The 24,307-nt window shown below is 66.7% G+C and carries 23 protein-coding genes; 1 reads left to right on the top strand and 22 read right to left on the bottom strand.

All coding sequences use genetic code 11. The features are described 5' to 3' along the window. Positions 1-13: 13 nt before the first annotated feature. The 14 genes from phnE (GWI72_RS08045) to GWI72_RS08110 all read right to left on the bottom strand — a co-directional run bounded on the left by phnE (GWI72_RS08045) (position 14) and on the right by GWI72_RS08110 (position 14,414). Positions 14-1,357: a phosphonate ABC transporter, permease protein PhnE gene (phnE, locus tag GWI72_RS08045; protein WP_161673605.1), complete on the bottom strand. Its 1,344-nt coding sequence runs from the start codon at positions 1,355-1,357 to the stop codon at positions 14-16. A gap of 10 nt (positions 1,358-1,367) precedes the next feature. Beyond that, positions 1,368-2,240 carry a phosphonate ABC transporter, permease protein PhnE gene (gene phnE / locus GWI72_RS08050; protein ID WP_161708307.1) on the bottom strand — a complete coding sequence of 291 codons (873 nt, stop codon included), beginning with the start codon at positions 2,238-2,240 and terminating at the stop codon, positions 1,368-1,370. A 124-nt stretch (positions 2,241-2,364) separates the two neighbouring features. Then, entirely contained in the window at positions 2,365-3,279 is a 915-nt protein-coding gene (gene phnD, locus GWI72_RS08055) for a phosphonate ABC transporter substrate-binding protein (RefSeq protein ID WP_161673609.1), read from the bottom strand. Positions 3,280-3,331: 52 nt separating this feature from the next. Then, complete coding sequence (gene phnC, locus GWI72_RS08060; protein ID WP_161673610.1) at positions 3,332-4,177, bottom strand: phosphonate ABC transporter ATP-binding protein; 846 nt, start codon at positions 4,175-4,177, stop codon at positions 3,332-3,334. Positions 4,178-4,830: 653 nt separating this feature from the next. After that, positions 4,831-5,709, bottom strand: coding sequence for an alpha/beta hydrolase (locus GWI72_RS08065; RefSeq protein WP_161708308.1), 879 nt, complete (start codon positions 5,707-5,709; stop codon positions 4,831-4,833). Between the two features lie 72 nt (positions 5,710-5,781). Further along, complete coding sequence (locus GWI72_RS08070) at positions 5,782-6,600, bottom strand: aspartate dehydrogenase (RefSeq protein ID WP_161708309.1); 819 nt, start codon at positions 6,598-6,600, stop codon at positions 5,782-5,784. Beyond that, positions 6,587-7,288, bottom strand: coding sequence for an ATP-binding cassette domain-containing protein (locus tag GWI72_RS08075; protein WP_161708310.1), 702 nt, complete (start codon positions 7,286-7,288; stop codon positions 6,587-6,589). The genes GWI72_RS08070 and GWI72_RS08075 overlap by 14 nt, the downstream gene beginning before the upstream one ends. Beyond that, on the bottom strand, positions 7,282-8,037 hold the full coding sequence (locus GWI72_RS08080; RefSeq protein WP_161708311.1) for an ABC transporter ATP-binding protein: 756 nt from the start codon (positions 8,035-8,037) through the stop codon (positions 7,282-7,284). Before GWI72_RS08080 ends, GWI72_RS08075 begins: the two co-directional genes overlap by 7 nt. Next, on the bottom strand, positions 8,034-9,017 hold the full coding sequence (locus GWI72_RS08085; RefSeq protein ID WP_161673621.1) for a branched-chain amino acid ABC transporter permease: 984 nt from the start codon (positions 9,015-9,017) through the stop codon (positions 8,034-8,036). The genes GWI72_RS08080 and GWI72_RS08085 overlap by 4 nt, the downstream gene beginning before the upstream one ends. Further along, complete coding sequence (locus tag GWI72_RS08090) at positions 9,017-9,931, bottom strand: branched-chain amino acid ABC transporter permease (protein ID WP_161673623.1); 915 nt, start codon at positions 9,929-9,931, stop codon at positions 9,017-9,019. Before GWI72_RS08090 ends, GWI72_RS08085 begins: the two co-directional genes overlap by 1 nt. Positions 9,932-10,097: 166 nt before the next feature. Continuing rightward, positions 10,098-11,264: an ABC transporter substrate-binding protein gene (locus tag GWI72_RS08095; RefSeq protein WP_161708312.1), complete on the bottom strand. Its 1,167-nt coding sequence runs from the start codon at positions 11,262-11,264 to the stop codon at positions 10,098-10,100. 129 nt (positions 11,265-11,393) lie between these two features. Beyond that, positions 11,394-11,936 (bottom strand): 3-hydroxyanthranilate 3,4-dioxygenase, encoded by a 543-nt coding sequence (locus GWI72_RS08100; RefSeq protein ID WP_161708313.1) that lies wholly within the window; start codon positions 11,934-11,936, stop codon positions 11,394-11,396. A gap of 25 nt (positions 11,937-11,961) precedes the next feature. Further along, on the bottom strand, positions 11,962-12,918 hold the full coding sequence (locus tag GWI72_RS08105) for a dihydrodipicolinate synthase family protein (RefSeq protein ID WP_161708314.1): 957 nt from the start codon (positions 12,916-12,918) through the stop codon (positions 11,962-11,964). Between the two features lie 62 nt (positions 12,919-12,980). Then, positions 12,981-14,414 carry an NAD-dependent succinate-semialdehyde dehydrogenase gene (locus tag GWI72_RS08110; protein ID WP_161673630.1) on the bottom strand — a complete coding sequence of 478 codons (1,434 nt, stop codon included), beginning with the start codon at positions 14,412-14,414 and terminating at the stop codon, positions 12,981-12,983. A gap of 165 nt (positions 14,415-14,579) precedes the next feature. Here GWI72_RS08110 and GWI72_RS08115 point away from each other — a divergent pair, with 165 nt between their 5' ends. Next, the gene (locus tag GWI72_RS08115; RefSeq protein WP_161708315.1) at positions 14,580-15,482 is read left to right on the top strand and encodes a LysR family transcriptional regulator; all 903 of its coding nucleotides are present in this window, start codon (positions 14,580-14,582) and stop codon (positions 15,480-15,482) included. A 253-nt stretch (positions 15,483-15,735) separates the two neighbouring features. Here GWI72_RS08115 and GWI72_RS08120 read toward each other — a convergent pair whose 3' ends face one another. From GWI72_RS08120 to GWI72_RS08155, 8 genes are all read right to left on the bottom strand, one after another. Continuing rightward, positions 15,736-17,370 carry an AMP-binding protein gene (locus GWI72_RS08120; RefSeq protein WP_161708316.1) on the bottom strand — a complete coding sequence of 545 codons (1,635 nt, stop codon included), beginning with the start codon at positions 17,368-17,370 and terminating at the stop codon, positions 15,736-15,738. 125 nt (positions 17,371-17,495) lie between these two features. Beyond that, positions 17,496-17,948 carry a RidA family protein gene (locus GWI72_RS08125; protein WP_161708317.1) on the bottom strand — a complete coding sequence of 151 codons (453 nt, stop codon included), beginning with the start codon at positions 17,946-17,948 and terminating at the stop codon, positions 17,496-17,498. After that, positions 17,945-18,364, bottom strand: coding sequence for an acyl-CoA thioesterase (locus GWI72_RS08130; protein WP_161673638.1), 420 nt, complete (start codon positions 18,362-18,364; stop codon positions 17,945-17,947). Before GWI72_RS08130 ends, GWI72_RS08125 begins: the two co-directional genes overlap by 4 nt. Next, positions 18,361-19,509, bottom strand: a complete 1,149-nt coding sequence (locus GWI72_RS08135) for an acyl-CoA dehydrogenase family protein (protein WP_161708318.1) — start codon at positions 19,507-19,509, stop codon at positions 18,361-18,363. The genes GWI72_RS08130 and GWI72_RS08135 overlap by 4 nt, the downstream gene beginning before the upstream one ends. A 1-nt stretch (position 19,510) precedes the next feature. Further along, positions 19,511-20,323, bottom strand: a complete 813-nt coding sequence (locus tag GWI72_RS08140) for an enoyl-CoA hydratase family protein (protein ID WP_161673642.1) — start codon at positions 20,321-20,323, stop codon at positions 19,511-19,513. Next, positions 20,320-20,793: a MarR family winged helix-turn-helix transcriptional regulator gene (locus GWI72_RS08145; RefSeq protein ID WP_161673644.1), complete on the bottom strand. Its 474-nt coding sequence runs from the start codon at positions 20,791-20,793 to the stop codon at positions 20,320-20,322. Before GWI72_RS08145 ends, GWI72_RS08140 begins: the two co-directional genes overlap by 4 nt. Beyond that, positions 20,790-21,542: an SDR family NAD(P)-dependent oxidoreductase gene (locus GWI72_RS08150; RefSeq protein ID WP_161708319.1), complete on the bottom strand. Its 753-nt coding sequence runs from the start codon at positions 21,540-21,542 to the stop codon at positions 20,790-20,792. Before GWI72_RS08150 ends, GWI72_RS08145 begins: the two co-directional genes overlap by 4 nt. Further along, positions 21,539-23,824 (bottom strand): bifunctional salicylyl-CoA 5-hydroxylase/oxidoreductase, encoded by a 2,286-nt coding sequence (locus tag GWI72_RS08155; protein WP_161673648.1) that lies wholly within the window; start codon positions 23,822-23,824, stop codon positions 21,539-21,541. The genes GWI72_RS08150 and GWI72_RS08155 overlap by 4 nt, the downstream gene beginning before the upstream one ends. Positions 23,825-24,307 lie beyond the last annotated feature (483 nt).

The raw sequence follows: 24,307 nt of genomic DNA on the forward strand, positions 1-24,307 counted from the left end.
GCAAGTGACAGGGTCAGTTCGCGCCCTCGATCAGCTTGCGGCGCAGCCAGCCGGACATGTTGTCCATGGCGATCACCACGAGGATGATCAGGGCGATGATGTAGGCGGTGTTTTCCCAGTCCTGACGGGTGCGCATGGTCTCCAGCAGCTTCAGGCCGATGCCGCCGGCGCCGAGCGCACCGATGACGGTGGCCGAGCGGGTGTTCGATTCCATGAAGTAGAGCAACTGCGAGATGAACACGGGCAGGATCTGCGGGAACACGCCGAAGCGGTACTTCTGCACCGGCGAGGCTCCGGTGGCCTGGATGCCCTCGGCCTGCTTGCGGTCGGCGTTCTCGATCGCCTCGGAGAACAGCTTGCCGAGCGCGCCGGTGTCCGTGGTGAAGATCGCGAAGATGCCCGAGAGCGGCCCAAGCCCGAAGGCCCGGATGAAGATCAGCGACCAGATCAGCGTGTCGAGGCCGCGCAGGACGTCGAAGATGCGGCGGATGCCGAACCGGGCGGCCGCGACCGGGTTGATGTTGGCGGCGGCGGCAAAGGCCAGCGGCAGGGCCAGGATGCCGGCAACCAGCGTGCCCACCAGCGCCATGATGATGGTCTGAAGCAGGGCGTAATAGACCTCGCCGTGCTGCCATTCCTGATTGTTCCAGAACTCCGACAGGATCAGCTGCCAGTTTGCCATCGAGGGATCCAGGCGGTCTGCGGAGACGGCGAGCGCGCTGATCTCGCTGAAGGTCTTGCCGTTCAGCGGGGATTCGAAGTCGAACCAGAAGTTCTCCCAGCCGATGAAGTAGCGGTGGATCTCGATCTTGGACTTGGTGATCCAGATGCGGGCAAACAGGCTCGGGCGCATGTCGATCTGGATGTCGCTGGCCCGCATCCACTCCGGCGCCTGTCCCTCGATCAGCTGCGGCACCAGGCCGGGGCCGAACTTGATGCGGTAGGCCGCCTCCTCGTGCAGCGGGTAATACTCCAGCACATCGCCCTTGATGTGGACGCGACCGGCCGACCCGAGGTCGATGTCGGTCTCCTCGCCGGTCACGGCGAACCAGGAAGGCTGCTCGTCATAGATGGCGAAGCGGCTGCCTTCGAGCGAGAACACGAAGTCCGGCTTGTCGAGCTGGCGCACCACATGGATCTTGTGGGCATAGCTGTCGAGGAAGAACAGGTTGACGAGATCGGTGCGGGTGCCGGCCAGAACGCGCAGCACGTCAAAGGACGCGAGGCTGCCGATCACATAGGCCAGCACCACGAGGGCGACGGCAATCGGCACGAAGCGCTGGCGCAACGGGCGGTCGATGACGCCGGGATGGCGGGCCGCAAGGGCGTCGATGTCGGAAGACGGGATCTTGGTCATGGCGCGGGCCTCAGATGGTGCCGGTCTTGCCGATGAGGGCACGGCGCGCCCAGCCGGACAGATAGTCGATGCCGATGACGGCGGCGACGAGCAGGACGATGATGGCGGAGATGTCGGCGGCGTAGTTCCAGTCGACGACCTTCTTCAGCTCTGCGCCGAGGCCGCCGGCACCGACGAAGCCGAGGATCGCGGAGGCGCGGACATTGATCTCCAGGCGCAGCAGCCCGTAGGACAGGAAGTTCGGCAGCACCTGCGGCAGGACACCGAAGCGCATCTGCTGGCCCCAGGTCGCCCCCACCGACTTGAGGCCGTCGACCGGCTTCATGTCGGCGTTCTCGTTCACTTCCGAAAACAGCTTGGCCAGCGCCCCGATGGTGTGGAAGGCCACGGCGATCACGGCCGCCAGCGGGGTCGGGCCGAGCGACAGCACCAGCACCAGCGCGATCACCAGCTCCGGAAAGGCGCGGCAGATGTCCATGATCCGGCGCATGCAGAAGACCAGCACCCTGTTGCGGACCAGGTTGCGGCTGGCAACGAAGCTGAGCAGCGCGCCGAGGGCGAAGCCGAGGATCGTCGAGAGGATGGCGATGTTGATGGTCTCGACCAGGAAGGGCATGTAGCCCCAGACGATCGCGAACCAGCCCCAGCCGGCGGCATAGGTGCCGGTGATGATGTCGGCCGGATAGTCGAAGAAGTTCGACAGGCCGCCCCAGAAGCTGCCGGAATTCGCCTCGTCGGCCACCATGAACCCGCCGACGATGATGACCGCACAGACGACGATCAGAAGCAGCGTGTAGAGGCTCCGGTTGCGGGACAGACGGGCATAGGCGTCGCCGATCTCCCGGAGGCGCGGATTTTGCGACAGGGTTGCTTGCGCGGACAAGGCGAGGGCTCCAAGGCTGGGGACGGGCGCGGGGCGGTCGGGGCCCCGTGCGGGGCCGGCCCGGCGCCGGCATGCAGACACAAGAAGGGCGCGAGCATGCCCGCGCCCTTCCCGTTTTCAGGGATTACTTCTTGATGGTCGCCTTGCGGGCTTCGATGATGGTGTCATAGAAGGCCGGCTCGACCGGGACGTAGCGGTTGATCTCGCCAGCAGCCACCTTGTAGAGGCAGTCCTTGTCGTCCTGGTGGAACGACAGCAGCGAGGCCTTGACCTTGTCCTTCACGTCCTGCGGCAGGGTCGAGCGCATCACGATCGGGCCGTTCGGGATGATCGGCGACTGCCAGACCTGACGCACGGTCGACATGTCGAGCATGCCCTTGTCGACCATCTTGCGCAGGTTGCCGTTGGAGTAGCCTTCTTCCCACTTGCCAACGCCCGAAGCCCAGGTCACGCCAGCGTCGACGTCGCCGTTGACGACGGCGAGAACGGACTGCTCATGGCCGCCAGCGAAGGTGGTGGACCCGAAGAACTCGGTGTCCTTGAAGCCTTCCTTGGCAAGGGCGACGACCGGAACCAGGTAGCCAGAGGTCGAGTTCGGGTCAGCGTAGCCGAGCTTCTTGCCCTTCAGGTCGGCGACCTTCTCGTAGGGGCTGTCGGCCTTGACCAGCATGACGGAGACATAGCCGGTGGAACCGTCGATCTGCTCGGTCGTCACGACCGGCTCGACGGTGCCCGGGGCGTCGATCTGGATGCCGGCATAGGCGGAGGCGCCCAGTTCGGCGTAGTCGAGGTTGCCGCCCTTCAGGCCTTCCATGGTGCCGGCGTAGTCAGCAGCCGGGAACAGCTTGACCGGCACGCCGAGCAGCTTTTCAAAGCGCTTGACGAGGCACTCGTTCGAGCGCAGGCGGTCGGCTTCGTTTTCGCCGCCGAGCAGGCCGATGCGGAATTCCTTGATCGGCTCGGCCGCGACGGCCTGGGTGGCGGTCAGGGCAACGAGGCTCACCGCGGCAGCGGAAGCGATTTTCGACAGAAAGGTCATGTCCTGTACTCCGAGGATGCAGACGATGGATGACAATTGAAGGGCAGCGGGATCACACCGCTGCCGTCGCCACCGGCGTCATCGCACCGGCGGAAGCGGCAATCTCCGGCGCAGCCACGCGGCCGCCAGCCAGGGAGGTCGAGGTCGAGGCCTCGTCGAAGTTCTCGCCCGCCCCGTAGATCTCGCGGGCAGCGGCCGTGGTCAGCTCGTTCGGACCGCCGTCGAACACGATGCGGCCATCGCGCATGCCGATGACGCGGTCGCAGTAGTTGCGGGCGGTGTCGAGCGTGTGCAGGTTGCAGATGACGGTGAGGCCGTCCTCGACATTGATGCGCTTCAGGGCATCCATGACGACCTGGGCGTTCATCGGGTCGAGCGAGGCAATCGGCTCGTCGGCAAGCAGCATGCGCGGCTGCTGCGTCAGGGCGCGGGCAATCGCCACGCGCTGCTGCTGGCCACCGGACAGGTTTTCCGCACGCTGCAGCGCCGTCTCGGCAATGCCCAGACGGTCAAGGTTCACGAGGGCCTGAGCCCGCTCCTCACGGGTGAAGAGCTTGAACATGGACGGCAGCGTGCCGTGCATGTTGAGGCGGCCGAGCAGCACGTTGGTGAGCACATCAAGACGCGGCACCAGGTTGAACTGCTGGAAGATCATGGCGCAGTCGCGCTGCCAGCGGCGCTGCGCCGTACCGGACAGCGCAAGCACGTCGCGGCCCTCGATGACGATGCGGCCCGAGGTGGCCGGCGTGAGCCGGTTGATCATGCGCAGGAGCGTCGACTTCCCGGCGCCGGAGCGGCCGATGATGCCGACCATCTGCGGCTTGTCGATCGAAAAGGTGACGTTGTTGACGGCCGTGCGCGAGCCGAACTGCTTGGTTACGCCTTCAAAGGTGATCACCGGACGCCCCGTTTGTTGATCTCGTTATGGGGCGACAAGAGCCATGGTTTTGTAACAATCGGATGACGAGTTACTGGCCGGTTGAAAATTTGAAATGAAGTTTTGATGACAGTGCAAGTGCATCCTGCGGAAGGACCTTTTTCCAGGACGTCGAATGTTACAGAATGATTACAGTCTGTCGCCGAAAAACATGAGATGATGCCGGCACCTAGCCAAACGATGTCATGTAACTGACATATTCACGGCAGCTATGGCATCCAGAGGCACTGTCTATGGATGCCGGATGTGAGCCGCCTGACTTTTTTCGCGCAGTGCAGTTCTCGGGGGCACCCGGCAGCGCGCGGCGGCTGTCCGACGGGGGCCAGATGCGGGCGAAGTGCGTGCCAAAAGGACCAAGGGCGGACGAAGGGCGGGCGAAAGGCGGGCGAAAGACGGGCGAACGGCGGGCGCGGCCGGCGACGCGGCACCTTGAAACGCCGAGCGCCCCGGATCCTGGCGGACCCGGAGCGCTCGCGATGGGGAGGTGATTCCGGGCCACGTGACGCGGCCCCGGTACCGGCTGCAGATGCCGCTCACGCCTTGCGCGGTGGTCAGGCGCTGCCGCGCATCAGCCAGTCGAGGGCGCGATGTGTCGGCATCCCATGGCCTTGGCCTCAGGCGCTGACCAGCGCCAGCAGGGCGCGACCGACATCCGTCGCCGGGTCGCAGAGATCGAAGACAATGTCGAAATGGTTGCGGTTCCGGACGAGGAGCTCAGGTCTGCCGAGCGCCTCGGCATAGGCCCGGGTCTGACGGTGAAATCCCGCCGTCTCGTGTTCGGCGACCGCGATCACCGCCTGCGGGGCCCCGGCCGTGCGGCGCAGCGGGCTGAGGCTCTCGATCTCGGCCGGGGTCAGCTGCATCCAGTCCTGCACATGGCTGCCGGCGACGGGGGCAAGCTCGAACAGGCCGCTGAGCGGCAGCGCGCCCTTCAGCACCTGGCCGGGCAGGCCGAACTCCTGCTGCCAGCCCGTCATCATCAGCGTGCCGGCAAGATGTCCGCCGGCCGAGCTGCCGGTAACGACGATCCGCCGGCGGTCGATGCCGAGGCTGTCGGCCTCGCGCCAGAGAAAGGCGAGCGCGGACCGCATCTGCCGGGTGATTTCCGTGAGGCTTGCGCCAGGGGCGAGGGTGTAGTCCGGCGCGGCCGAGGCAATGCCGAGGTCGGCGAGCATGGGCGCCATGAAGGCCGAGTGGTCCTTGGACAGGGCACGCCAGTAGCCGCCATGGATGAACAGGACCAGCGGGCGCAGCTCCCCTGCCCGCGTGCCGTAGAGGTCGAGCTTCTCCCCGCTCCTTGCGTCATAGACCAGATCGAGCCGGGCGCCGGCCATTGCCCGCGCCGGGGCGGAGCGCGCCAGGTAGGCGGCGATGATCTCGGTGAAGCGCTCCGGCGCGACACAGTTGCGGGCGGTGTAGTCGACGTCCAGCCGGTCGCGCGGCCAGGCCCCTTCGGCAATCAGGGAGGCGGCAGAGGCAGGCACATCGGACATGAAGAGGGTTCCTTTCAGCCGGAGGGGCGGGCGGAGGGGTGACAGATGAGTGGGCGGACGCGCGTGGCCGGCTCACAGCACCAGATGCCCGGCGCGGTTCTCGATCAGCCGGACCAGCGACAGCGCGGTCATCTCCGACGACTTCGGGTTGGTGGCGAGCGGGCGGTTGGTGAGCTTCAGCTCCATCTCGCCGAAGTCGCCCTCGGCCAGGATGCGATGGCTGTTGCCGGTGGCCGCAGGATCGGCAACGAGGGCGACCTCGGTGCGATCGAGACCGAGCCCGGCCAGCGCGGAGATGACGGCCACGTTGGCGTTCTGCGGGTAGGCAGCGGCGGCCTGCCGCGCGGTTCCGGCGAAGAAGACGAAGGCAGACGCAAGCGCGTCGAGGTCGCAGGCCGTCTCGGCCGGCGTGCCGCGCCAGGCCGCCGGCGGCTTGATGATCTCGTGCCGGACCCGGGCAAGCCCGAGCCGGGAGGCCGCAGAGAGCGCGTCAATCCCACCGAGCGCGCCGGGCGGGATCAGGATCTGGCCGCCATGCTGGCGGGCAAGGTCGAGAAACGCATCGAGCAGCGGCCCGCTGGCAAAGGCCGAGGTGGAGGACACGGCGAAATCCATGCCGGCCCGCAACGCGGCCTCGCCCCAGGGCGCGACGCTCTCGCGACCGGCCGCCTCGACCACGAGGCGGGGCAGAAGCCCGGCCCCGCGCGTCAGGTCGTCGGGCGTCGAGATGTGCCGGCAGCCCTCGGGCAGCCCGTCAAGCTCCGCGGCCGCCTCGCGGGTGGCCACCGCCACCAGACGCACGGGTGCCCGGCGTGCCGCCAGCAAGGCGCCGACCCGGCGGGCAATCGCCCCCCAGCCGACCAGCGCGACGGTGAGGTCAGAGCCCGACATAGGTCTGCACCCGCTCCGCGTCCCGCTCCATGTCGGCCCCGGTTCCACTCCACACGGTCTTGCCCTTCTCCACGATGTAGTGCCGGTCGGCGAGCCGCTTGAGAACGGAAAGGTTCTTGTCGATCAGGAGGATCGACTGGCCCTGCTGCTTGAGATGCTCGATGCAGTGCCAGATCTCCGTGCGGATCACCGGCGCAAGGCCTTCGGTCGCCTCGTCGAGGATGAGGAGGCGCGGATTGGTCATCAGCGCGCGACCGACCGCCAGCATCTGCTGCTCGCCGCCCGACAGGGTGCCGGCCACCTGCTCGGCGCGTTCCTTGAGGCGCGGAAACAGGGTGTAGACCCGCTCCAGCGTCCAGGGATCCGGGCGCTTGAGGCGGTTGGCGGCCGTGGCAATGAGGTTCTCGCGCACCTTGAGGGTCGGGAAGATCTGCCGCCCCTCCGGCACGAGCCCCGCCCCGAGGCGGGCGATCCGCTCGGGGGCAAGGCCGGCCGTGGCCACGCCCTCGAACTGGATGGCCCCGCCCCGCGGGGCCAGCAGCCCCATGATGCAGCGCACGGTCGTGGTCTTGCCCATGCCGTTGCGGCCCATGAGGGTCACGACCTCGCCGTCGCGGATCTCGAGATTGACGTCGAACAGCACCTGGCTCTTGCCATAGGCCGCCTGAAGGTTGGAGACGCTCAGCACAGTTCGTCCTCCGCTCCGAGATAGGCCTCGCGCACGGCCGGATTGTTGCGGATCTCGTCGACGGTGCCGCTTGCGATGACACGGCCGTAGACGAGCACGGAGATGCGGTCGGCGAGCGCGAACACGGCCTCCATGTCATGCTCGACCAGCAGCATGGCGGCGGTCTTGCGGGTCTCGCGCAGCATGCCGATCATGGCCTGGCTCTCGACATGGCCGAGGCCGGCCATCGGCTCGTCGAGGAGAAGGAGGCGCGGCTTCATGGCAAGCGCCACAAGCAGTTCCAGCTGTTTCTTCTCGCCGTGGGAGAGGTCGGCCACCCGGATGCCGGCGCGGGTCGACAGGCCGCTGTCGGCGATCCGCTGCTCGGCCTCCTGCCAGATCGTCCGGCGGCGGCTGACCAGGTCCAGGATGCGGAAGTTGTGACCTTCGCGCACCTGGATGGCCATGCCGACATTCTCCAGCACCGTCATCTCGTCGAGCAGGCTGGTGATCTGGAAGGTGCGGCCCAGGCCGAGGGCAACCCGGTCCGGCACCTTCAGGCCGGTGATCTCCTTGCCGGCCAGATGGATCGTGCCGGCGTCGGAGACAAGCTCGCCGCAGAGCTGGTTGATCAGGGTCGACTTGCCGGCCCCGTTCGGTCCGATCAGGGCGTGGATCTCGCCCTCGCGCACCTCGAGGCTGACGTGATCGGTGGCGATGAGGCCGCCGAAGGTCTTCACCAGCCCCTCGATGGACAGGATGACGCTCATTTGGCCCCTCCCCGGACAAGTGTGGTGACACGCTGGATGGCGGCCTGCAGCCCGCCGCGGGTGCCAAGCACCACGATGAGCAGGATCAGGCCGAGGGCAAAGGGCCAGTGCTCGGACCATTCGGCGAGGAACGTCTCGAGGATGAGGAAGGCCCCTGCCCCGAGGAACGGTCCGAACAGCGTGCCGACGCCACCGAGGATGACCATGATCATCAGCTCGCCGGACTTGGTCCAGTGCATCATGTCCGGCGAGGCGAAGCGCAGGAAGTTCGCCATCAGCGCGCCGGCCAGCCCCGCGCCCATGCCCGACAGGATGAAGGCATAGAGCTTGTAGCGATAGGCCGGGATGCCGAGCGCGGCCATGCGGCGCTCGTTCTGCCGGATGCCGGAGATCACCGTGCCGAAGCTTGACCGGGTGAGCCGGCGCAGGCCGAAGAAGAACAGCACGGTGATGACGAGGACGACATAATAGAAGGTCGCCTTGTCGCGCATGTTCAGGCCGGGCAGCGCATTGGTGCGGTTGATGATGATGCCGTCCTCTCCGCCATAGGCCTTCAGCGAGACGAAGAGGAAGAACAGCATCTGGGCGAAGGCCAGCGTGATCATGATGAACTGGACGCCGCCGGTGCGCAGGGACAGGGCACCGATCGCGGCCGCGAAGGCGCCGGCCACCAGCACGGCGAGCGGCAGCGTCACCAGCATCTGGTCGGTGCCGGGGATGATGCCGAACAGCGGCTCGCCGCTGGCATGGTGCGTGGCCAGGATGCCGACCACATAGGCGCCGATGCCGAAGAAGGCCGCGTGGCCGAAGCTCACCATGCCGCCGTAGCCCAGCACGAAGTTGAGGCTTGCCGCCGCCATGCCGTAGATCAGGATGCGGGTGGCGAGCGCCAGCAGCGAGGCGTGGCCGAATTCGGCAGTCAGCGTCGGCAGGGCAGCGAGGCCGACGATCAGGAGAAGGGCAAGAAGCCTGTTGCGCATCACGACCCCGCAGCAAACAGGCCCTTGGGCCGGATGAGAAGGACAATGGCCATCAGCAGATAGATGCCCATCGACGAGATGCCCACGCCGAGCGCGTCAGCCTCCGGCCCTGCCATGACATTGCGCAGGAGCCCCGGAAGGAAAGCGCGCAGGCAGGTGTCGATGACACCGAGCCCGATGCCGGCGACGAAGGCACCGCGGATCGACCCGACCCCGCCGATGACGACGACGACGAAGGTGGCCAGCAGGATCTGCTCGCCCATGCCGACCTGCACGGCCAGGATCGGCCCGGCCATGTAGCCGGCGAGCCCTGCCAGCAGCGCTCCGAGCCCGAAGACCACGGTGTAGAGCAGCCGGATGTCGACGCCGAGGGCCCGGACCATGTCGCGGTTGGTCGAGCCGGCGCGCACCAGCATCCCGATCCGCGTGCGGTTGATCAGGAAATAGAGCCCGACCGCGACCAGCAGGCCGGAGCCGATGATCAGCAGGCGGTAGGGCGGATAGAACAGCCCGGGCAGGATCTCGACCGAGCCCTCGAAGGCGGCCGGGAGCATGGTGAACACCGGCGAGCGACCGAACAGCATCACGATGAGCTGGTTGAACATCAGGATGAGGGCGAAGGTCGCCAAAACCTGGTCCAGATGATCGCGATTGTAGAGTTTCCGGATCACCAGCGCCTCGATCGCGAGGCCGGTGACGGCGGCGGCGGCGAGCGCGGCCGGCAAGCCCAGCCAGAAGCTGCCGGTCTGGGCAGCGACATAGGTGCCGGCATAGGCGCCGACCATGTAGAGCGACCCGTGCGCCAGGTTGATGACACCCATGATGCCGAAGATCAGGGTCAAGCCGGCCGCCAGCAGGAACAGCATCACGCCGTACTGGAGGCCATTCAGGATTTGTTCGAGAACGAGGATCATTCGCCCGCCCGATGACTAGCTGCCCAAGCCTGCGCGGACCGTCCGGCCATGATGAACCGGACGGCAAGGGTCGCCGGCGGCCGCAGGATGCGTCCTCCGGCAAACGCTTGCGCGCTGCGGAGACATCGGCGGCGCGGCAGGAGGCTGCCGCGCCGCGTCTGTCAGCTTACATCTTGCACTGGTCGGCGTAAGCGTCGCCGTAGTCGTCCAGGAGCTTGTCCTTGGTGACTGCGGTCGGCTTGCCATCCGCACCGGCGACGATGTCGAGCAGATACCAGTCATGCACCGGATGCTGGTTCTTGCCGAACTTGAAGTCGCCGCGGACGCTCTTGAAGTCGGCCGCACGGACGGCCTCGCGGAACTTGTCGATGTCCTCGACGCCGCCGGTCTTGGCGAGGGCCGAGGCGATCAGCTTGGCCGTGTCGTAGCCCTGGGAGGCGTAATAGGTGATCGGACGGCCGTACTTCTTGTCCCAGGCCTGCACGAACTCGAGGTTGGCGTCGTTCTCGAAGTCGCGGTTCCAGTGGGCGGTCGCGAAGATGCCGATGGCGGCATCGCCGACGGCATTGAGCACCACCGCGTCGGTCGAGGGCTCGGACAGGACCATCGGGATCTGGCCGTTGAGACCGGCCTGGGCATACTGCTTCAGGAAGGCGATGCCGAGGCCGCCCGGATGGAACTGGAACACGACTTCCGGATCGGCCGCGCGGATCTGGGCCATTTCCGAGGCAAAGTCGGTCTGGTCGAGCTGGGTGTAGATCTCGCCGACGATCTCGCCGCCGAAGGTGCGCTTGAAGCCGTTGATGGCGTCCTTGCCGGCCTGGTAGTTCGGGGCCAGCACGAAGGCCTTCTTGAAGCCGAGCTTCTTGGCAGCGGCACCGGCGGCCTCATGCAGCGCGTCGTTCTGCCAGGAGACGACGAAATAGTTCTCGTGGCACTCCGCACCGGCCAGGTTGGACGGCCCGGCGTTCGGCGAGATGTAGATGCCGCCGTTGTTGACGATGTCGGGAACGGTCGCGCCGGCCACGTTGGAGAACACGATGCCGGTCAGCAGCTTCATGCCCTCGTCGTTCATGAACTTCTCGGCGATCTGGCGGCCGTTGCCCGGCTTCAGGCCGTCGTCCTCGACAACCAGCTCGACGGGCACGCCGCCCAGCTTGCCGCCTTCCATCTCGATGGCAAGCAGCATGCCGTCGCGGATGTCCTGACCGAGATAGCCGGCCGGGCCGGACAGGGTCGTGATCATGCCGATCTTCAGCGGGTCCTGCGCCAGGGCAGTTCCGCTCATCAGCGCAGCAATGCCTGCTGCGGCCAGAAACAGTGTCTTCCTCATGTCTTCACCCTCTGTTTTTTGCCTTGCGGCATTCAGCCGGATACCGGCGTCTGGCGCCGGCCCCGGTCTTGATCTTGTTGTCGGCCATCAGCTTGCACAGTGTCGCTGAATATTTCAAGCCTAAAACAATTAGAGCTTCACCCAGCCCTCCGGCGGCTCCTTGCCCGGATGGATCGTGCCGCAATTCGGGCAGGTGCGCTTGGCTTCGTCGGCGTAGAACGCCTTGTAGATCGGCGGCAGGTCATCGACGATCGACTCAAGGTCGACCTCGGCGCGGTGCACCAGAGCCTGGCACTCGAAACAGTACCATTCGACCGCATCCAGGGCGCCGTCCGGGCGCGCCGGCTCGATGACAAGGCCGATGGAGCCTTCCTGCGGGCGCTGCGGCGAGTGACGCACGTGCGGCGGCAGCAGGAACACATCGCCCTCGCGGATCGGCACGTCGTAGAACTCCTTGCCGTCGTAGAGCTTCAGCAGCATGTCGCCCTTGAGCTGGTAGAAGAACTCCTCCACCGGATCGTCGTGGTAGTCGGTCCGCTTGTTCGGCCCGCCGACAACGGTGACCATCAGGTCGGAATCCTTGAACACCATCTGGTTGCCGACGGGCGGCTTCAGCAGGTGCTTGTGCTCGTCGATCCACTTCTGGAAATTGAAGGCCTGAAGTCTTGCCATCACTGATCTCCTCTTCGAGGCAAGGTCACGCGAGCTTGAGCCCGCAAGCGTCAAATGCGGCCCGTGTGCGGGCTTTTTCTTCTTCGGTGAGCTCGAGCAGCGGCGGGCGGACCCGGCCACCGGTCTGGCCCAGGAGGTCCTGCCAGTACTTCTGGTGCGAATGGGGCTTTTCGGCAGGGCGGGTGCTCTTGAGCGCGTGGCGGACGGGCTCGAGCGAGGCACTGATGGCGCGCGCCTCGTCGGCCTTGCCGGCAAAGGCAAGATCCGTATAGGCGCGCATGCGCTTGTCGGCGGCGGTCTGGATCAGATACGGGGGCGACGAGCAGAGATACAGCTGCCAGTTCAGCTCCAGGATGTTGTCCAGCCACTCCTCTTCCGAGGCGGTCGAGACGAGGATGCGGTCGCCGGCAAGCGCGCTCAGCCGCTTGTACATGTCGCGCGGGACGGAATACTTGATCGCGACGACGTTCTCGATGTCGGCCAGGCGGTTGCACAGCTCCGGGCTCATCAGGTAGCCGCTGTCGGGATGCGACCACAGCGCGATGCCGATGTCGACCTTCGAGGCAATCGTCTCGTAGTATCGGATCAGCGTCTCGTCCTGGGCCTTGAAGAAATGCAGGATCGGCGCATGCACGACGATGTAGTCGGCGCCGCAGGCCTGCGCATGGCGGGCAAGATCGATCACCACGTCCATGTTCTGGTCGGAACAGGACATGATGGTCTGGGCGCGGCCGCCGGCCGCCTCGACGGCGAGGTCAAAGCAGCGCTTGCGCTCGTCGAGCGACATGGAGAAGAACTCGCCCTGCTTGCCGGCGATGAAGAAGCCGTCGATGCCGAGATCGTCGATCCAGTGGTTCATGTTGGCGCGGAAGCCCTCCTCGTCTATCGAGAGGTCATCGCGGAAGGGCATCAGGGCCGCAGCCCAGATGCCGCGCATGGTGGCGAATGCGTGCGCCTTGGCGTCCTTGCGGGTGTATTTCATGTCAGCAACCTCATGCGGGACCGGTGCCGGTCGAAAGGGGTCGGGGCAGCCAGCGCGGCCGGTCAGATTTCCATGCGATGCGAGACGGTCTTGACGACCGTGTAATGCAGGATGCCTTCCGCCCCGCCTTCGCGGCCAAAGCCGCTTTCCTTGACGCCGCCGAAGGGCGTCGCGGCAACCGAGGCTTCCAGCGTGTTGATCGAGACGTTGCCGGCCTCGACCTCGTCGGTGATGCGGTCGACATTGGCGGCGGAATTGGTGAAGGCGTAGGCGGCCAGACCATAGGGGACGCTGTTGGCGCGCCTGATCGCCTCGTCCAGCGACGTCACCGGATTGATGATGGCGAGCGGACCGAAGGGCTCCTCCTGCATCACCCGGGCATCGTCCGGCACTTCCGACAGGACGGTGACCGGATAGAAGTAGCCGGGCGTGTTGGGGCGCTGACCGCCAGTCAGCAGCCTGGCGCCCTTGGCCACCGCGTCGGCCACCAGCATCTCCATCGCCTCGACGCGGCGGTGGTTGGCGGTCGGGCCCATCTCGGTCTCCGGATCAAGCCCGTTGCCCATCTTCACGGCCTTTGCACGCTCGACGAAGGCGTCGCGGTATGCGGCAAAGATCTTTTCATGCGCGAAGAAACGGGTCGGCGAGGTGCAGACCTGGCCGGCATTGCGCGCCTTGCGGATGGCGGAGGCGACGCCGGCCTTCACCGGGTCGGCGTCGTCGCAGACGATGACCGGGGCGTGGCCGCCGAGTTCCATCAGCACCGGCTTGGCATAGCGGGCGGCCAGACCCGTCAGGTGCTTGCCGACCACGGTCGAACCGGTGAAGGCGATGAGGCGGACCTGCGGCTGCGGGATCAGGTAATCCGAGATCGTTGCCGGCACGCCAAAGACGAGGTTCAGGACGCCCGCCGGCAGGCCGGCGTCATGGAAGGCGCGGGCGATGTGCCAGGCGCCGGCGGGGGTTTCCTCGGCCGCCTTCAGGATGATCGAGCATCCGGCCCCGAGCGCGCCGGCGACCTTGCGGGCCGGCTGGCTGAGCGGGAAGTTCCAGGGCGAGAAGGCCGCCACCGTGCCGATCGGCTGGTGATGCACGATGTAGCGGATGCCGGGCTCGCTCGGGATCACGCGACCATAGATGCGCTCGGCCTCGCCCGCGTCCCATTCAAAGAACTCGGCGCCGCGGATGACCTCGAGCCGGGCCTGCTGGAAGGGCTTGCCGTGCTCGCGGGTGATGTCGGCGGCAATCTCGTCGATGCGGGCGCGCAGCAGGCCGGCGGCCGTGCGGATGATCTCGGCCCGGCGCATCGGTGCGGTCCGGCGCCAGATCTCGAAGCCGCGCGCGGCGGCTTCAAGCGCATCGTCGAGATCGGACGTGGCGGCCACGGGCAGCTTGCCGATCACGGTCTCATCGGCCGGATTGATCACGGGCAGGCTCTCGGCCGTCTTGCGCCAGGCGCCGCCGATGTAGAGCTGGAGATCGGGGTAATCGTGCATGTCCGGGCCTCTGTTCCTCAAAACCTGTCCGCCGCCCTTCGGATCCGCGCCGTGGGGGCTGTGTTGAGGAAAGGATCGGTCAAAGATGAATTATCGACAAGGCAGATTTATCGGATAAATTAATATCGTTTTCCGTATGAATTTGCCGGCAGCGGAGCGGCGGCGATGAAACTGACACTGAAACAGATCCAGGGGTTCCTCGCCGTTGCGGAGGCCGGCAGCTTTTCGATGGCCGCCAAGCGGCTCAACACGGCGCAGCCGGCCCTGTCGCAGGCGATCAAGGACCTGGAGGCCGAGCTGGGCGTGCGCCTGTTTGACCGCACGACGCGCCGGGTCGAACTGACGGATGCCGGACGCGAGTTCCATATTGCCGGCGCCAAGATCATGGACGATCTGGAGCATGCGGTGGAAGGGGTGCACATGCTGGCCGAACGGCGGCGTGGCAGGCTCAGGGTCGCGGCCCCTCCCCTCCTGGCCAGCTACGTTCTGCCGAAGGTGATCGCGGAGTTTCAGGCCGCCTATCCGGGGATCGTCGTCCAGCTCTCGGATGTGGGCACGGAGCAGATCCTCGATGCCATCCGGACGGCCAAGGCCGATTGCGGCATCGGCACGTTTCCGCCGGCCGATGATGACATCGAACGCCAGCCGCTGATCCGTGACAGCCTGATGCTGTTTTGCCCGGCGCAGAGTGCGCTGGCCGGCCGCGACCGGGTCGCGTGGCGCGAGCTGGCGGACCTGCCGCTGATCACGCTGACGCGCGAATCAGGGATCCGGCTGCTGGTCGAGGTGGGGTTTGAGACGGCGCAGACACCACCGCGCATCGCCTTCGAGGTGACACAGGTGACCACCGCGCTGGCCCTGGTCGAGGCCGGGCTGGGCGTGGCGGTGCTGCCGACCTACGCAAGGGCGGCAATCCGGCAGGACAGCCTCGCCGCAGTGCCGCTGGACGAACCGGTGATCGCGCGCGAGGTCATGCTGCTGAAATCCCGCGACCGGCCACCCGGGCCGGCCGCCAATGCCTTCATCGAACATCTCAGCCGCGCCTTGCGCCGGCTGGCTGCGGAGTAAGGGGCCCCTGGGACGACTTGGGGCGGGCTGCGTCAGTGCGTCTACCCTTGTGCTGCTTCGATCCGGCCAACCGCAGCGCCCTCTCCCCCTTGAGGGGGAGATGTCTGCGCCAGCAGAGAGAGGGGGGTGTGCGGCGGATCAGCATCCACCGGCCCAGACGGGACCTGTTGCGCCGATTACCCCCCGCTGCCTCCTGACGGGGGCCTCTCCCCCTCGAGGGGGGAGAGGCGAGCCAGCCAGACTGGCAACCGGATCAGCTCGTCTCGCGCAGGCGGAAACGCTGGATCTTGCCGGTCTGGGTCTTGGGCAGGGCGTCGGTGAAGAGGATCCGGCGCGGGTACTTGTAGGGTGCGATCACCGCCTTGACGTGATCCTGCAGCCGCTTGACCGTCGCCGCATCCGGCTCGACCCCGGCGGCGAGCACCACATGCGCCTCGACGATCTGGCCACGCTCCTCGTCGGCAGCGCCGATCACCGCGCATTCAAGCACATCGTCATGCGACAGCAGCGCGGCCTCCACTTCCGGCCCGGCGATGTTGTAGCCGGCGGAGACGATCATGTCGTCGTTGCGGGCGGCGAAGTGGAAATAGCCGTCCTCGTCCTGCCAGAAGGCATCGCCGGTGATGTTCCAGCCGTTCTGGACATAGCCGGCCTGGCGGTGGTCGGCGAGGTAGCGGCAGCCGGTCGGCCCGCGCACCGCAAGGCGCCCGACCTCGCCGCGCTTCAGCTCGGTGCCGCTCTCGTCGACGATGCGGGCCTCGTAGCCGGTGACCGGCTTGCCGGTGCAGGCCGGATGGCTGTCGCCGAAGCGGTTGGAGATGAAGATGTGCAGCATCTCCGTCGCGCCGATGCCGTCGAGCATCGGCTTGCCGGTCTTGGCCATCCATTCCTCATAGACGGGCGCGGGCAGCGTCTCGCCGGCAGACACCGCAGCGCGGAGGCTGGAGAGGTCCGCGCCCTCCTCCATCGCCTTTAGCATCACGCGGTAGGCGGTCGGCGCGGTGAAGCAGACGGTGGCGCGGTACTTCTGGATGATCTCGATCAGGTTCGGCGGCGAGGCGGTCTCCAGCAGCGCGGCAGCCGCGCCGAAGCGCAGCGGGAAGACGGCAAGCCCGCCGAGGCCGAAGGTGAAGGCGAGCGGCGGCGAGCCGACGAACACGTCCTCGGGCGTCACGCCCAGCACCTCGCGGGCATAGCCGTCGGCAATGACCAGGATGTCGCGGTGGAAATGCATGGTCGCCTTCGGCACGCCGGTGGTGCCGGAGGTGAAGCCCAGCAGCGCCACGTCATCGCGACCCGTCTTCACCGCCTCGAAGCGCACCGGCTTGGACAGGGCGACCCGGTCAAGCTCGGCATCGTGGTTGGCGGTGCCGTCAAAGCCGATCACCTTCTTCAGATGGGTGGACTCCTTGGCGCAGGCCACCAGCTCGTCCATCAGCCGCGTGTCGCAGAGCGCCAGAGAGATTTCGGCCTTCTCGACAATCTTCGCCAGTTCGCCCGCGCGCAGCATCGGCATGGTGTTGACCACGACCGCGCCCGCCTTGGTGGCAGCCAGCCAGCAGGCGACCATGGCCGGGTTGTTGGCCGAGCGGATCAGGATCCGGTTGCCGGGCTTGACGCCATAGTCCTCGACCAGCGCATGGGCGATCCGGTTGGTCCAGTCGGTCAGCTCCTTGTAGGTGCGCTGGCGGCCGTTGCCGATGAGGGCGATGTGGTCACCGAGCCCCTTCTCGACCAGGCGATCGGTCAGCTCGACGCCGACGTTGATGTAGTCCGGATAGTCGAAGCCATCGAGCAGGATGTCCGGCCACATCTCGGCCGGCGGCAGGTTGTCCCGGGTGAAAGTGTCGACATGGGCGCTGGGGCCCAGGTTGAGGCTGCTGGTCATGCTCAATCCCCTCATTCGTCCGTCCGCCCGAGGCGGGTGGCAGCGTTTCCTGTGCCGGATGCGGGTCGTCCCGTCTGTGCTGCCGGTGTCGTTGCTTGCGCGCGTTGGTTTCCTTGGGTTTCAGGTCAGGCCGCGTCGTCCGGGACAACGGCGGTGGCTTCGATCTCGACCAGGGCGCGGTCCTCGACCAGGGCGACGACCTGCACCAGCGCCATGGCCGGGAAGTTCTTGCCCAGATGCTTGCGATAGACCGCCCCGATCTCGCGCAGGTTGTCGAGATAGAGCCGCTTGCTGGTCACGTACCAGGTCATGCGCACCAGATGCTCCGGCCCGGCTCCGCCTTCGGCCAGCACCTCGACGATGTTCTTCAGGGTCTGGTCGACCTGGCCGACGAAATCGTCGGTCTCGAATTCCTGCTGGCCGTTCCAGCCGATCAGGCCGCCCAGGAACAGCATGCGGCCACGGGCGGCGACGCCGTTGGCATAGCCCTTGGCCGGCTTCCAGGACTTCGGATTGAGGAACTCGTGCGGAGATTGCCCGGCGGCAGCGGCCGGGGCCTCAGGGGTTGCATCGGTCATTGGTCTTGTCCTTTCAGGCAATGGGCGGCCATCCGCTCGCGCAGGCGTGCAGGCCAGGCTTCGGGCCGGCCATCCCGCCCGACCCAGACGAGGGTCAGGCGAACGGCGAGACGGGTGTCCCCGTCCTTGGTGAGCTGGAGCGCGAAGTCGGCGCTGCTCGTGCCGATCCGGGTCAGGTCGAGGGTCCATGTCACCGTCTCGCCGAGCCGCGACGGCGCGCGGAAGTCGGCCTCGATGTGGACGGTCGGGACGGCGTTGCCCTCCTCGAGGTGAATGCGGGAATAGGGATAGTCCAGCACCTCGGCGAAGAACTGCTCGACCATCAGGTTGGTCATCTCGAAATACCGCGGATAGAAGACGATCCCGGCGGCATCGCAGAGGCCGAAGGTGATGTCGAAGCGCCGCTCGTAGCTCATGACACCTGCTCCGCGAGCGCCGCACGGGCGATGACGATCTTCTGCACGTCGCTGGCGCCCTCGTAGATCCTGAGGGCCCGGATCTCGCGGTAGAGGCTTTCGACCATGAAGCCCTTGCGCACGCCATCACCGCCGTGCAGCTGCAGCGCGGCATCGATGACCTTCTGCGCCGTCTCCGTGGCATGGAGCTTGGCCATGGCCGCCTCGCGGCTGACGCGGGGCGCGCCCATGTCCTTGGTCCAGGCAGCGCGGTAGATGAGGAGCGCCGAGGCGTCGACGCCGAGCGCCATGTCGGCGATATGCCCCTGCACCATCTGCAGGTCGGCCAGCGGCGCACCGAACAGCTCGCGCGTCGTGACCCGGCCCAGCGCCTCGTCGAGCGCGCGGCGGGCAAAGCCGAGCGCGGCCGCGCCGACGGTGGAGCGGAACACGTCCAGCACGGACATGGCGATCTTGAAGCCGTCGCCCCGCCGGCCGATCAGGGCGCTGTCGGGCAGCTCGATGTCGTTGAAGCGCAGATGCGCCAGCGGATGCGGGGCCATCACCTCGATCCGCTCGACGATCTCGAGCCCCTTTGCGTCCGCCGGCACGAGGAAGGCCGACAGGCCCTTGGCGCCAGGCGCCTCGCCGGTGCGGGCGAAGACGACGTAGACATCGGCGATGCCGCCGTTGGAAATGTAGGTCTTCTCGCCGGAGAGGATGTAGCCGCCCTGCACCGCGCGGGCGGTGGAGCGGGTGTTGGCGACATCGGAGCCGGAGCCCGGCTCGGTCAGGGCAAAGGCCGAGATCGCCTCCCCCTTGCGGGTCCTGTCGAGCCAGGCACGCTGCCCGGGCGTGCCGAACAGCGACACCGCGCCCATGCCGAGCCCCTGCATGGCAAAGGCGAAGTCGGCAAGGCCGTCATGGCGGGCCAGCGTCTCGCGGATGAGGCAGAGGCTGCGCACATCCAGCTTCTCGCCCTCGCCAGCACCCGAGTGGGTCAGCCAGCCGGCCTGCCCGAGATCGGCCACCAGCTTGCGGCAGGCCGCGTCGGTGTCGCCATGATCGACGTGGAGATGATCGCGGCACCACGCATCAAGCCCTTCGGCCAGTTCGCGGTGACGCGGCTCGAAGAAGGGCCAGCCGAGGAAGGAACGGTCCGCCATCTCAGTTGCCCTCGAAGACCGGCTTTTCCTTCTTGACGAAGGCGTGATAGGCGCGGGCGAAATCCTGCGTCTGCATGCAGATCGCCTGGGCCTGGGCCTCGGCCTCGATGGCCTGTTCCAGCCCCATGTTCCATTCCTGGTTCAGCTGGGTCTTGGTGATGCCATGGGCAAAGACCGGGCCGCTGGCGAGGCGCCGGGCCAGCGCCATGGCCTCGGCTTCCAGCGTCTCGGCGGAATGCAGCGCGTTGAAGAAGCCCCAGCGCTCGCCCTCGGCCGCGCTCATGGTGCGACCGGTGTAGAGGAGTTCGGCCGCCCGGCCCTGGCCGATGATGCGCGGCAGCATGGCGCAGGCCCCCATGTCGCAGCCGGCGAGACCCACGCGGGTGAAGAGGAAGGCGGTCTTCGCCTCGGGCGTGGCCAGGCGCAGGTCGCTGGCCATGGCAACGATGGCCCCTGCCCCGACGCAGACGCCGTCTACGGCAGCAATGATGGGCTTGCCGCAGCCGATCATCGCCTTGACCAGATCGCCGGTCATGCGCGTGAAGGCGAGCAGGCCCTTCATGTCCATGTCGACCAGCGGGCCGATGATGTCATGCACGTCGCCGCCGGAGCAGAAGTTGCCGCCGTTGGAGGCAAAGACGACGATGTCGACGTCCGTGGCATAGACCAGCGCGCGGAACGTGTCGCGCAGCTCGGCGTAGCTGTCGAAGGTGAGCGGGTTCTTGCGATCGGGCCGGTTGAGGCTGACCCGGGCGATCCGGTCTTCCACCTGCCACAGGAAATGCTGCGGCTTCAGGCTGGCGAGTTCGGTCATTGGCTGTCCTTCCCCATCCGTTTGAGGATGTCCTTCAGGGTCTCGAGATCGGCATCGGTCAGGCGGGCGAACAGCATGTCCACTTCCCGCTCGTGATCGGCCGCAAGCTGTTCAAACTGGGCCAGTCCGGCCTCGGTCAGGGAAACATGGACCGTGCGCCGGTCGGCCTCGCTGGGCACGCGCCGCACCAGGCCATCGCTCTCCAGACGGTCGACGACCGTGGTGGCATTGCCGTTGGAGACCAGCAGCATGCGCGACAGCTCGCTCATGCTCATCGGCACGCGGCGGCGGTAGAGCGCGGCCATGACGTCGAAGCGCGGCAGGGTCGTGTCATGCTCGACGCGCAGGAACTCGCGCAGATGCGCTTCGGCCGCCCGGGTCACGCCGAGCAGGCGGATCCAGGTCTTCAACCGGCGCTTGGACAGGGAGACCTGCTGCTCCTGTCCGGGCGTTTCCCGCTCGTCGGTCATACCTCGCCCCCCGAAATCGCCAGCGCCTGACCGTTGACGCCCTCCGAGCCGGGGCCACACAGGTAAAGCGCCATGGCCGTCACTTCGTCCGGACGGACAAGACGGCCCTGCGGATTGGTCGCGGTCAGGGCCGCGAGTGCCTCGTCCCGGCTCTTGCCGGTCTTGTCCATGATGTTGGCAATCGAGCGCTCGGTCATCTCCGTATCCAGAAAGCCCGGGCAGATGGCATTCACCGTCACGGGCTTGCGCGCGACTTCGAGGGCGAGCGCCCTGGTCAGGCCGACGACGCCATGCTTGGCCGCAACGTAAGGGGCTACATAGGCGTAGCCCTTGAGCCCGGCGGTGGAGGCGACCGAAATCAGCCGGCCCCAGCCCCGCATCTGGGAGAGGCCGGCGCGGAAGGTCAGGAACACGCCGGTCAGATTGACGGCGAGCATCGCGTTCCACTGTTCCAGAGAGGTGCGGCCGAGGGGCGCGCTTTCGGCCGCCCCCGCATTGGCGATGACAATGTCGACCGGCCCTGCCGCCTGGAACAGCGCGGCGACGCTTGCCTCGTCGGTGACATCGGCCTGGATGGCGCGCACGCCGGGGTGGAGCGCCGCCACGGCCTCGAGCGGTTCCTTGCGCCGCCCGGCAATGACGACCTCGGCCCCCGCCGCGACAAAGCCGCGGGCGAGGTCGGCACCGGTTCCGGTGCCGCCTCCGGTGATGAGGACCCTGCGGCCCTGCTGCGCGCCTGCCGCCGTCATGCCCGGATCGTCTCCTGTTGGCGCTCACGCAGGCGGAAGGCAAGATCCCGGCCGCCCTTGTAGGGCTTCGGCCAGTCGGACGCCGTGTCGCCCTGCTCGACCGCCGCATGCAGCGTCCAGTAGGGATCCGCCAGATGCGCGCGGGCGAGACAGACGAGATCGGCACGTCCGGCCATCAGGATGCCGTTGACCTGGTCCCAGTCGGAGATGTTGCCCACCGTCATGGTCGGGATGCCGGCCTCGTTGCGGATGCGGTCCGAGAACGGGGTCTGGAACATGCGGCCATAGACCGGCTTCTCGCCCGGATCGGTCTGGCCCGAGGACACGTCGATGATGTCGGCCCCGGCCACACGGAACATGCGGGCGATCTTCACCGCATCTTCCGGCGTGACGCCATCCTCGCCCATCCAGTCGTGCGCCGAGATGCGCACCGACATCGGCTTGTCAGCCGGCCAGACCTTGCGCATGGCGGCAAAGACCTCCAGCGGATAGCGCATGCGGTTCTCCAGCGCGCCGCCATACTCATCCGTCCGGCGGTTGGTGACCGGAGAGATGAAGCTCGCCAGCAGATAGCCGTGGGCGGCGTGCATCTCGACCATGTCGACACCGGCCCGGTCGGCCATCTGCGTGGCGGCGACGAACTGGTCGCGCACCATGTCCATGTCGGCGCGGGTCATGGCGCGGGGGACCTGGTTGTGCGACCGGTAGGGAATGGCGCTGGCGCTCAGGATCGGCCAGTTGCCCTCGTCGAGCGGCTGGTCGATGCCGTCCCAGGCGAGCTTGGTCGAGCCCTTGCGGCCGGAATGCCCGATCTGGATGCAGAGCTTGGCACTCGTCTCGGCATGGACGAAGTCCGCCAGACGCTTCCAGGCGGCCTCATGCTCGGGCGCATAGAGACCCGGGCAGCCAGGCGTGATGCGTCCTTCCGGCGAGACGCAGGTCATCTCGGTGTAGATCAGCCCTGCCCCGCCCTTGGCGCGCTCGGCGTAATGGACGAGATGCCAGTCGGTCGGACAGCCGTCGACCGCCTTGTACTGGGCCATCGGCGACAGGACGATGCGGTTCTTCAGCTCCATGTTGCGCAGCCGGAAGGGCTGGAACATCGGGCGCCGGCCCTTCTGGCCCCCCGCCTGTTCGGCAAACCAGTCCTCGGCCGAGGCGAGCCAGGCCGCATCGCGCAGGCGCAGGTTCTCGTGGCTGATGCGCTGCGAGCGGGTCAGCAGCGAATAGGCAAACTGCACCGGGGGCATGTCGAGATAGCGCTCGACCTGCTCGAACCACTCGAGCGAGTTGCGCGCGGCCGACTGCAGGCGCAGCACCTCGATGCGGCGCTCCTCCTGGTAACGCTGGAAGGCCGCTTCCATCGTCGGCTCGGAGTGCAGGTAGGTGGCGAGCGCAATGGCGCTGTCGAAGGCAAGGCGCGTGCCCGAGCCGATGGAGAAATGGCCGGTCGCGGCCGCATCCCCCATCAGCACCACGTTCTCGTGATACCAGCGGTCGCAGATCACACGGGGGAAGTTCATCCACACGGCCGAGCCGCGCAGGTGCGCGGCGTTGGACATGAGCTTGTGGCCGCCGAGGTGATCCGCGAACACCTTCTCGCAGGTCTCGATGGTCTCTTCCTTCGACATGTGCTCGAAGCCGAACTTGTCCCAGGTCTCCTGGGTGCATTCGACGATCACGGTCGCGGTGTCGGCATCGAACTGGTAGGCGTGGACCCACATCCAGCCATGTTCGGTCTTCTCGAAGATGAAGGTGAAGGCGTCGTCGAACTTCTGGTGCGTGCCGAGCCAGATGAACTTGCACAGGCGCATGTCGATGTCAGGCTTGAAGACATCGGCATACTCGCGGCGCACCAGCGAGTTGATGCCGTCGGTGGCGACGACGAGATCATACTCCTTGCGATACTCCTCGGCCGACTTGAACTCGGTCTCGAACTGCATGTTGATGCCCAGCTCGCGGGCCCGCTCCTGCAGCAGGATGAGGAGCTTCTTGCGCCCGATCCCGGCAAAGCCGTGACCGCCGGAGACATTCCGCTCGCCGTTGTGGATGACGGCGATGTCATCCCAGTAGGCAAAGTTGGAGCGGATCGCCTCCGTGCTCTTCGGATCGTTCTTCTGCATCTTGCCGAGGGCATCGTCGGACAGGACAACGCCCCAGCCGAAGGTGTCGTTGGCGCGGTTGCGCTCCAGCACGGTGATGTCGTGGCTGGCGTCACGCAGCTTCATCGAGATCGCGAAATAGAGGCCAGCCGGCCCACCCCCCAAGCACAGGATCTTCATTGCCGCAGTCCCTTCCGGTTGACGTGTTGAGCATGAGCCTGCCACCAGCCGGATATTATTTCAAGCTTGAAATATCTAACTGGGACATCTCGGCGCAGGCGGTTTGCCCGGACCATGATCAGGCTGCCACGGACCATGGCACGGGCACCCTGAAGCCACGGATCTTCGACGGTCCGGGTCGATCCCCCCTGAAAGCGGGCGCCCAGGCCGGCAGCGCGGCCCGGACCTGTGCTGCCGGAACGGGTCCCCTTGCCTAAACCGCAAATAATTCAAGCTTGAAGCGACTGGTCCATTTTGCAACAGGGGCACGGGAAGTGATGCCGCGACCGGTCTTGCGGCCTTTCTTCCGTTGCCTGCCGCTCCTGGCTGCGCTACGCAATCGGGCATGAACACGCAGATGATCCTCAAGGGCTGGTGGTGGCGGGACGCATAAGAGCGGCCTTGCGATTTCTCATGTCCTGACGTGATCGAAGTTGACCCAAA

The organism is Pannonibacter sp. XCT-53 (assembly GCF_009915765.1).
GTDB lineage: Bacteria > Pseudomonadota > Alphaproteobacteria > Rhizobiales > Stappiaceae > Pannonibacter > Pannonibacter tanglangensis.

Excerpts from the sequence above, each read along its gene's own strand:
- phnE (WP_161673605.1), bottom strand. The coding sequence starts at position 1,357 with ATGACCAAGATCCCGTCTTCCGACATCGACGCCCTTGCGGCCCGCCAT.
- phnD (WP_161673609.1), bottom strand. The coding sequence starts at position 3,279 with ATGACCTTTCTGTCGAAAATCGCTTCCGCTGCCGCGGTGAGCCTCGTT.
- GWI72_RS08065 (WP_161708308.1), bottom strand. The coding sequence starts at position 5,709 with ATGTCCGATGTGCCTGCCTCTGCCGCCTCCCTGATTGCCGAAGGGGCC.
- GWI72_RS08070 (WP_161708309.1), bottom strand. The coding sequence starts at position 6,600 with ATGTCGGGCTCTGACCTCACCGTCGCGCTGGTCGGCTGGGGGGCGATT.
- GWI72_RS08080 (WP_161708311.1), bottom strand. The coding sequence starts at position 8,037 with ATGAGCGTCATCCTGTCCATCGAGGGGCTGGTGAAGACCTTCGGCGGC.
- GWI72_RS08085 (WP_161673621.1), bottom strand. The coding sequence starts at position 9,017 with ATGCGCAACAGGCTTCTTGCCCTTCTCCTGATCGTCGGCCTCGCTGCC.
- GWI72_RS08090 (WP_161673623.1), bottom strand. The coding sequence starts at position 9,931 with ATGATCCTCGTTCTCGAACAAATCCTGAATGGCCTCCAGTACGGCGTG.
- GWI72_RS08095 (WP_161708312.1), bottom strand. The coding sequence starts at position 11,264 with ATGAGGAAGACACTGTTTCTGGCCGCAGCAGGCATTGCTGCGCTGATG.
- GWI72_RS08100 (WP_161708313.1), bottom strand. The coding sequence starts at position 11,936 with ATGGCAAGACTTCAGGCCTTCAATTTCCAGAAGTGGATCGACGAGCAC.
- GWI72_RS08105 (WP_161708314.1), bottom strand. The coding sequence starts at position 12,918 with ATGAAATACACCCGCAAGGACGCCAAGGCGCACGCATTCGCCACCATG.
- GWI72_RS08110 (WP_161673630.1), bottom strand. The coding sequence starts at position 14,414 with ATGCACGATTACCCCGATCTCCAGCTCTACATCGGCGGCGCCTGGCGC.
- GWI72_RS08115 (WP_161708315.1), top strand. The coding sequence starts at position 14,580 with ATGAAACTGACACTGAAACAGATCCAGGGGTTCCTCGCCGTTGCGGAG.
- GWI72_RS08120 (WP_161708316.1), bottom strand. The coding sequence starts at position 17,370 with ATGACCAGCAGCCTCAACCTGGGCCCCAGCGCCCATGTCGACACTTTC.
- GWI72_RS08125 (WP_161708317.1), bottom strand. The coding sequence starts at position 17,948 with ATGACCGATGCAACCCCTGAGGCCCCGGCCGCTGCCGCCGGGCAATCT.
- GWI72_RS08130 (WP_161673638.1), bottom strand. The coding sequence starts at position 18,364 with ATGAGCTACGAGCGGCGCTTCGACATCACCTTCGGCCTCTGCGATGCC.
- GWI72_RS08135 (WP_161708318.1), bottom strand. The coding sequence starts at position 19,509 with ATGGCGGACCGTTCCTTCCTCGGCTGGCCCTTCTTCGAGCCGCGTCAC.
- GWI72_RS08140 (WP_161673642.1), bottom strand. The coding sequence starts at position 20,323 with ATGACCGAACTCGCCAGCCTGAAGCCGCAGCATTTCCTGTGGCAGGTG.
- GWI72_RS08145 (WP_161673644.1), bottom strand. The coding sequence starts at position 20,793 with ATGACCGACGAGCGGGAAACGCCCGGACAGGAGCAGCAGGTCTCCCTG.
- GWI72_RS08150 (WP_161708319.1), bottom strand. The coding sequence starts at position 21,542 with ATGACGGCGGCAGGCGCGCAGCAGGGCCGCAGGGTCCTCATCACCGGA.
- GWI72_RS08155 (WP_161673648.1), bottom strand. The coding sequence starts at position 23,824 with ATGAAGATCCTGTGCTTGGGGGGTGGGCCGGCTGGCCTCTATTTCGCG.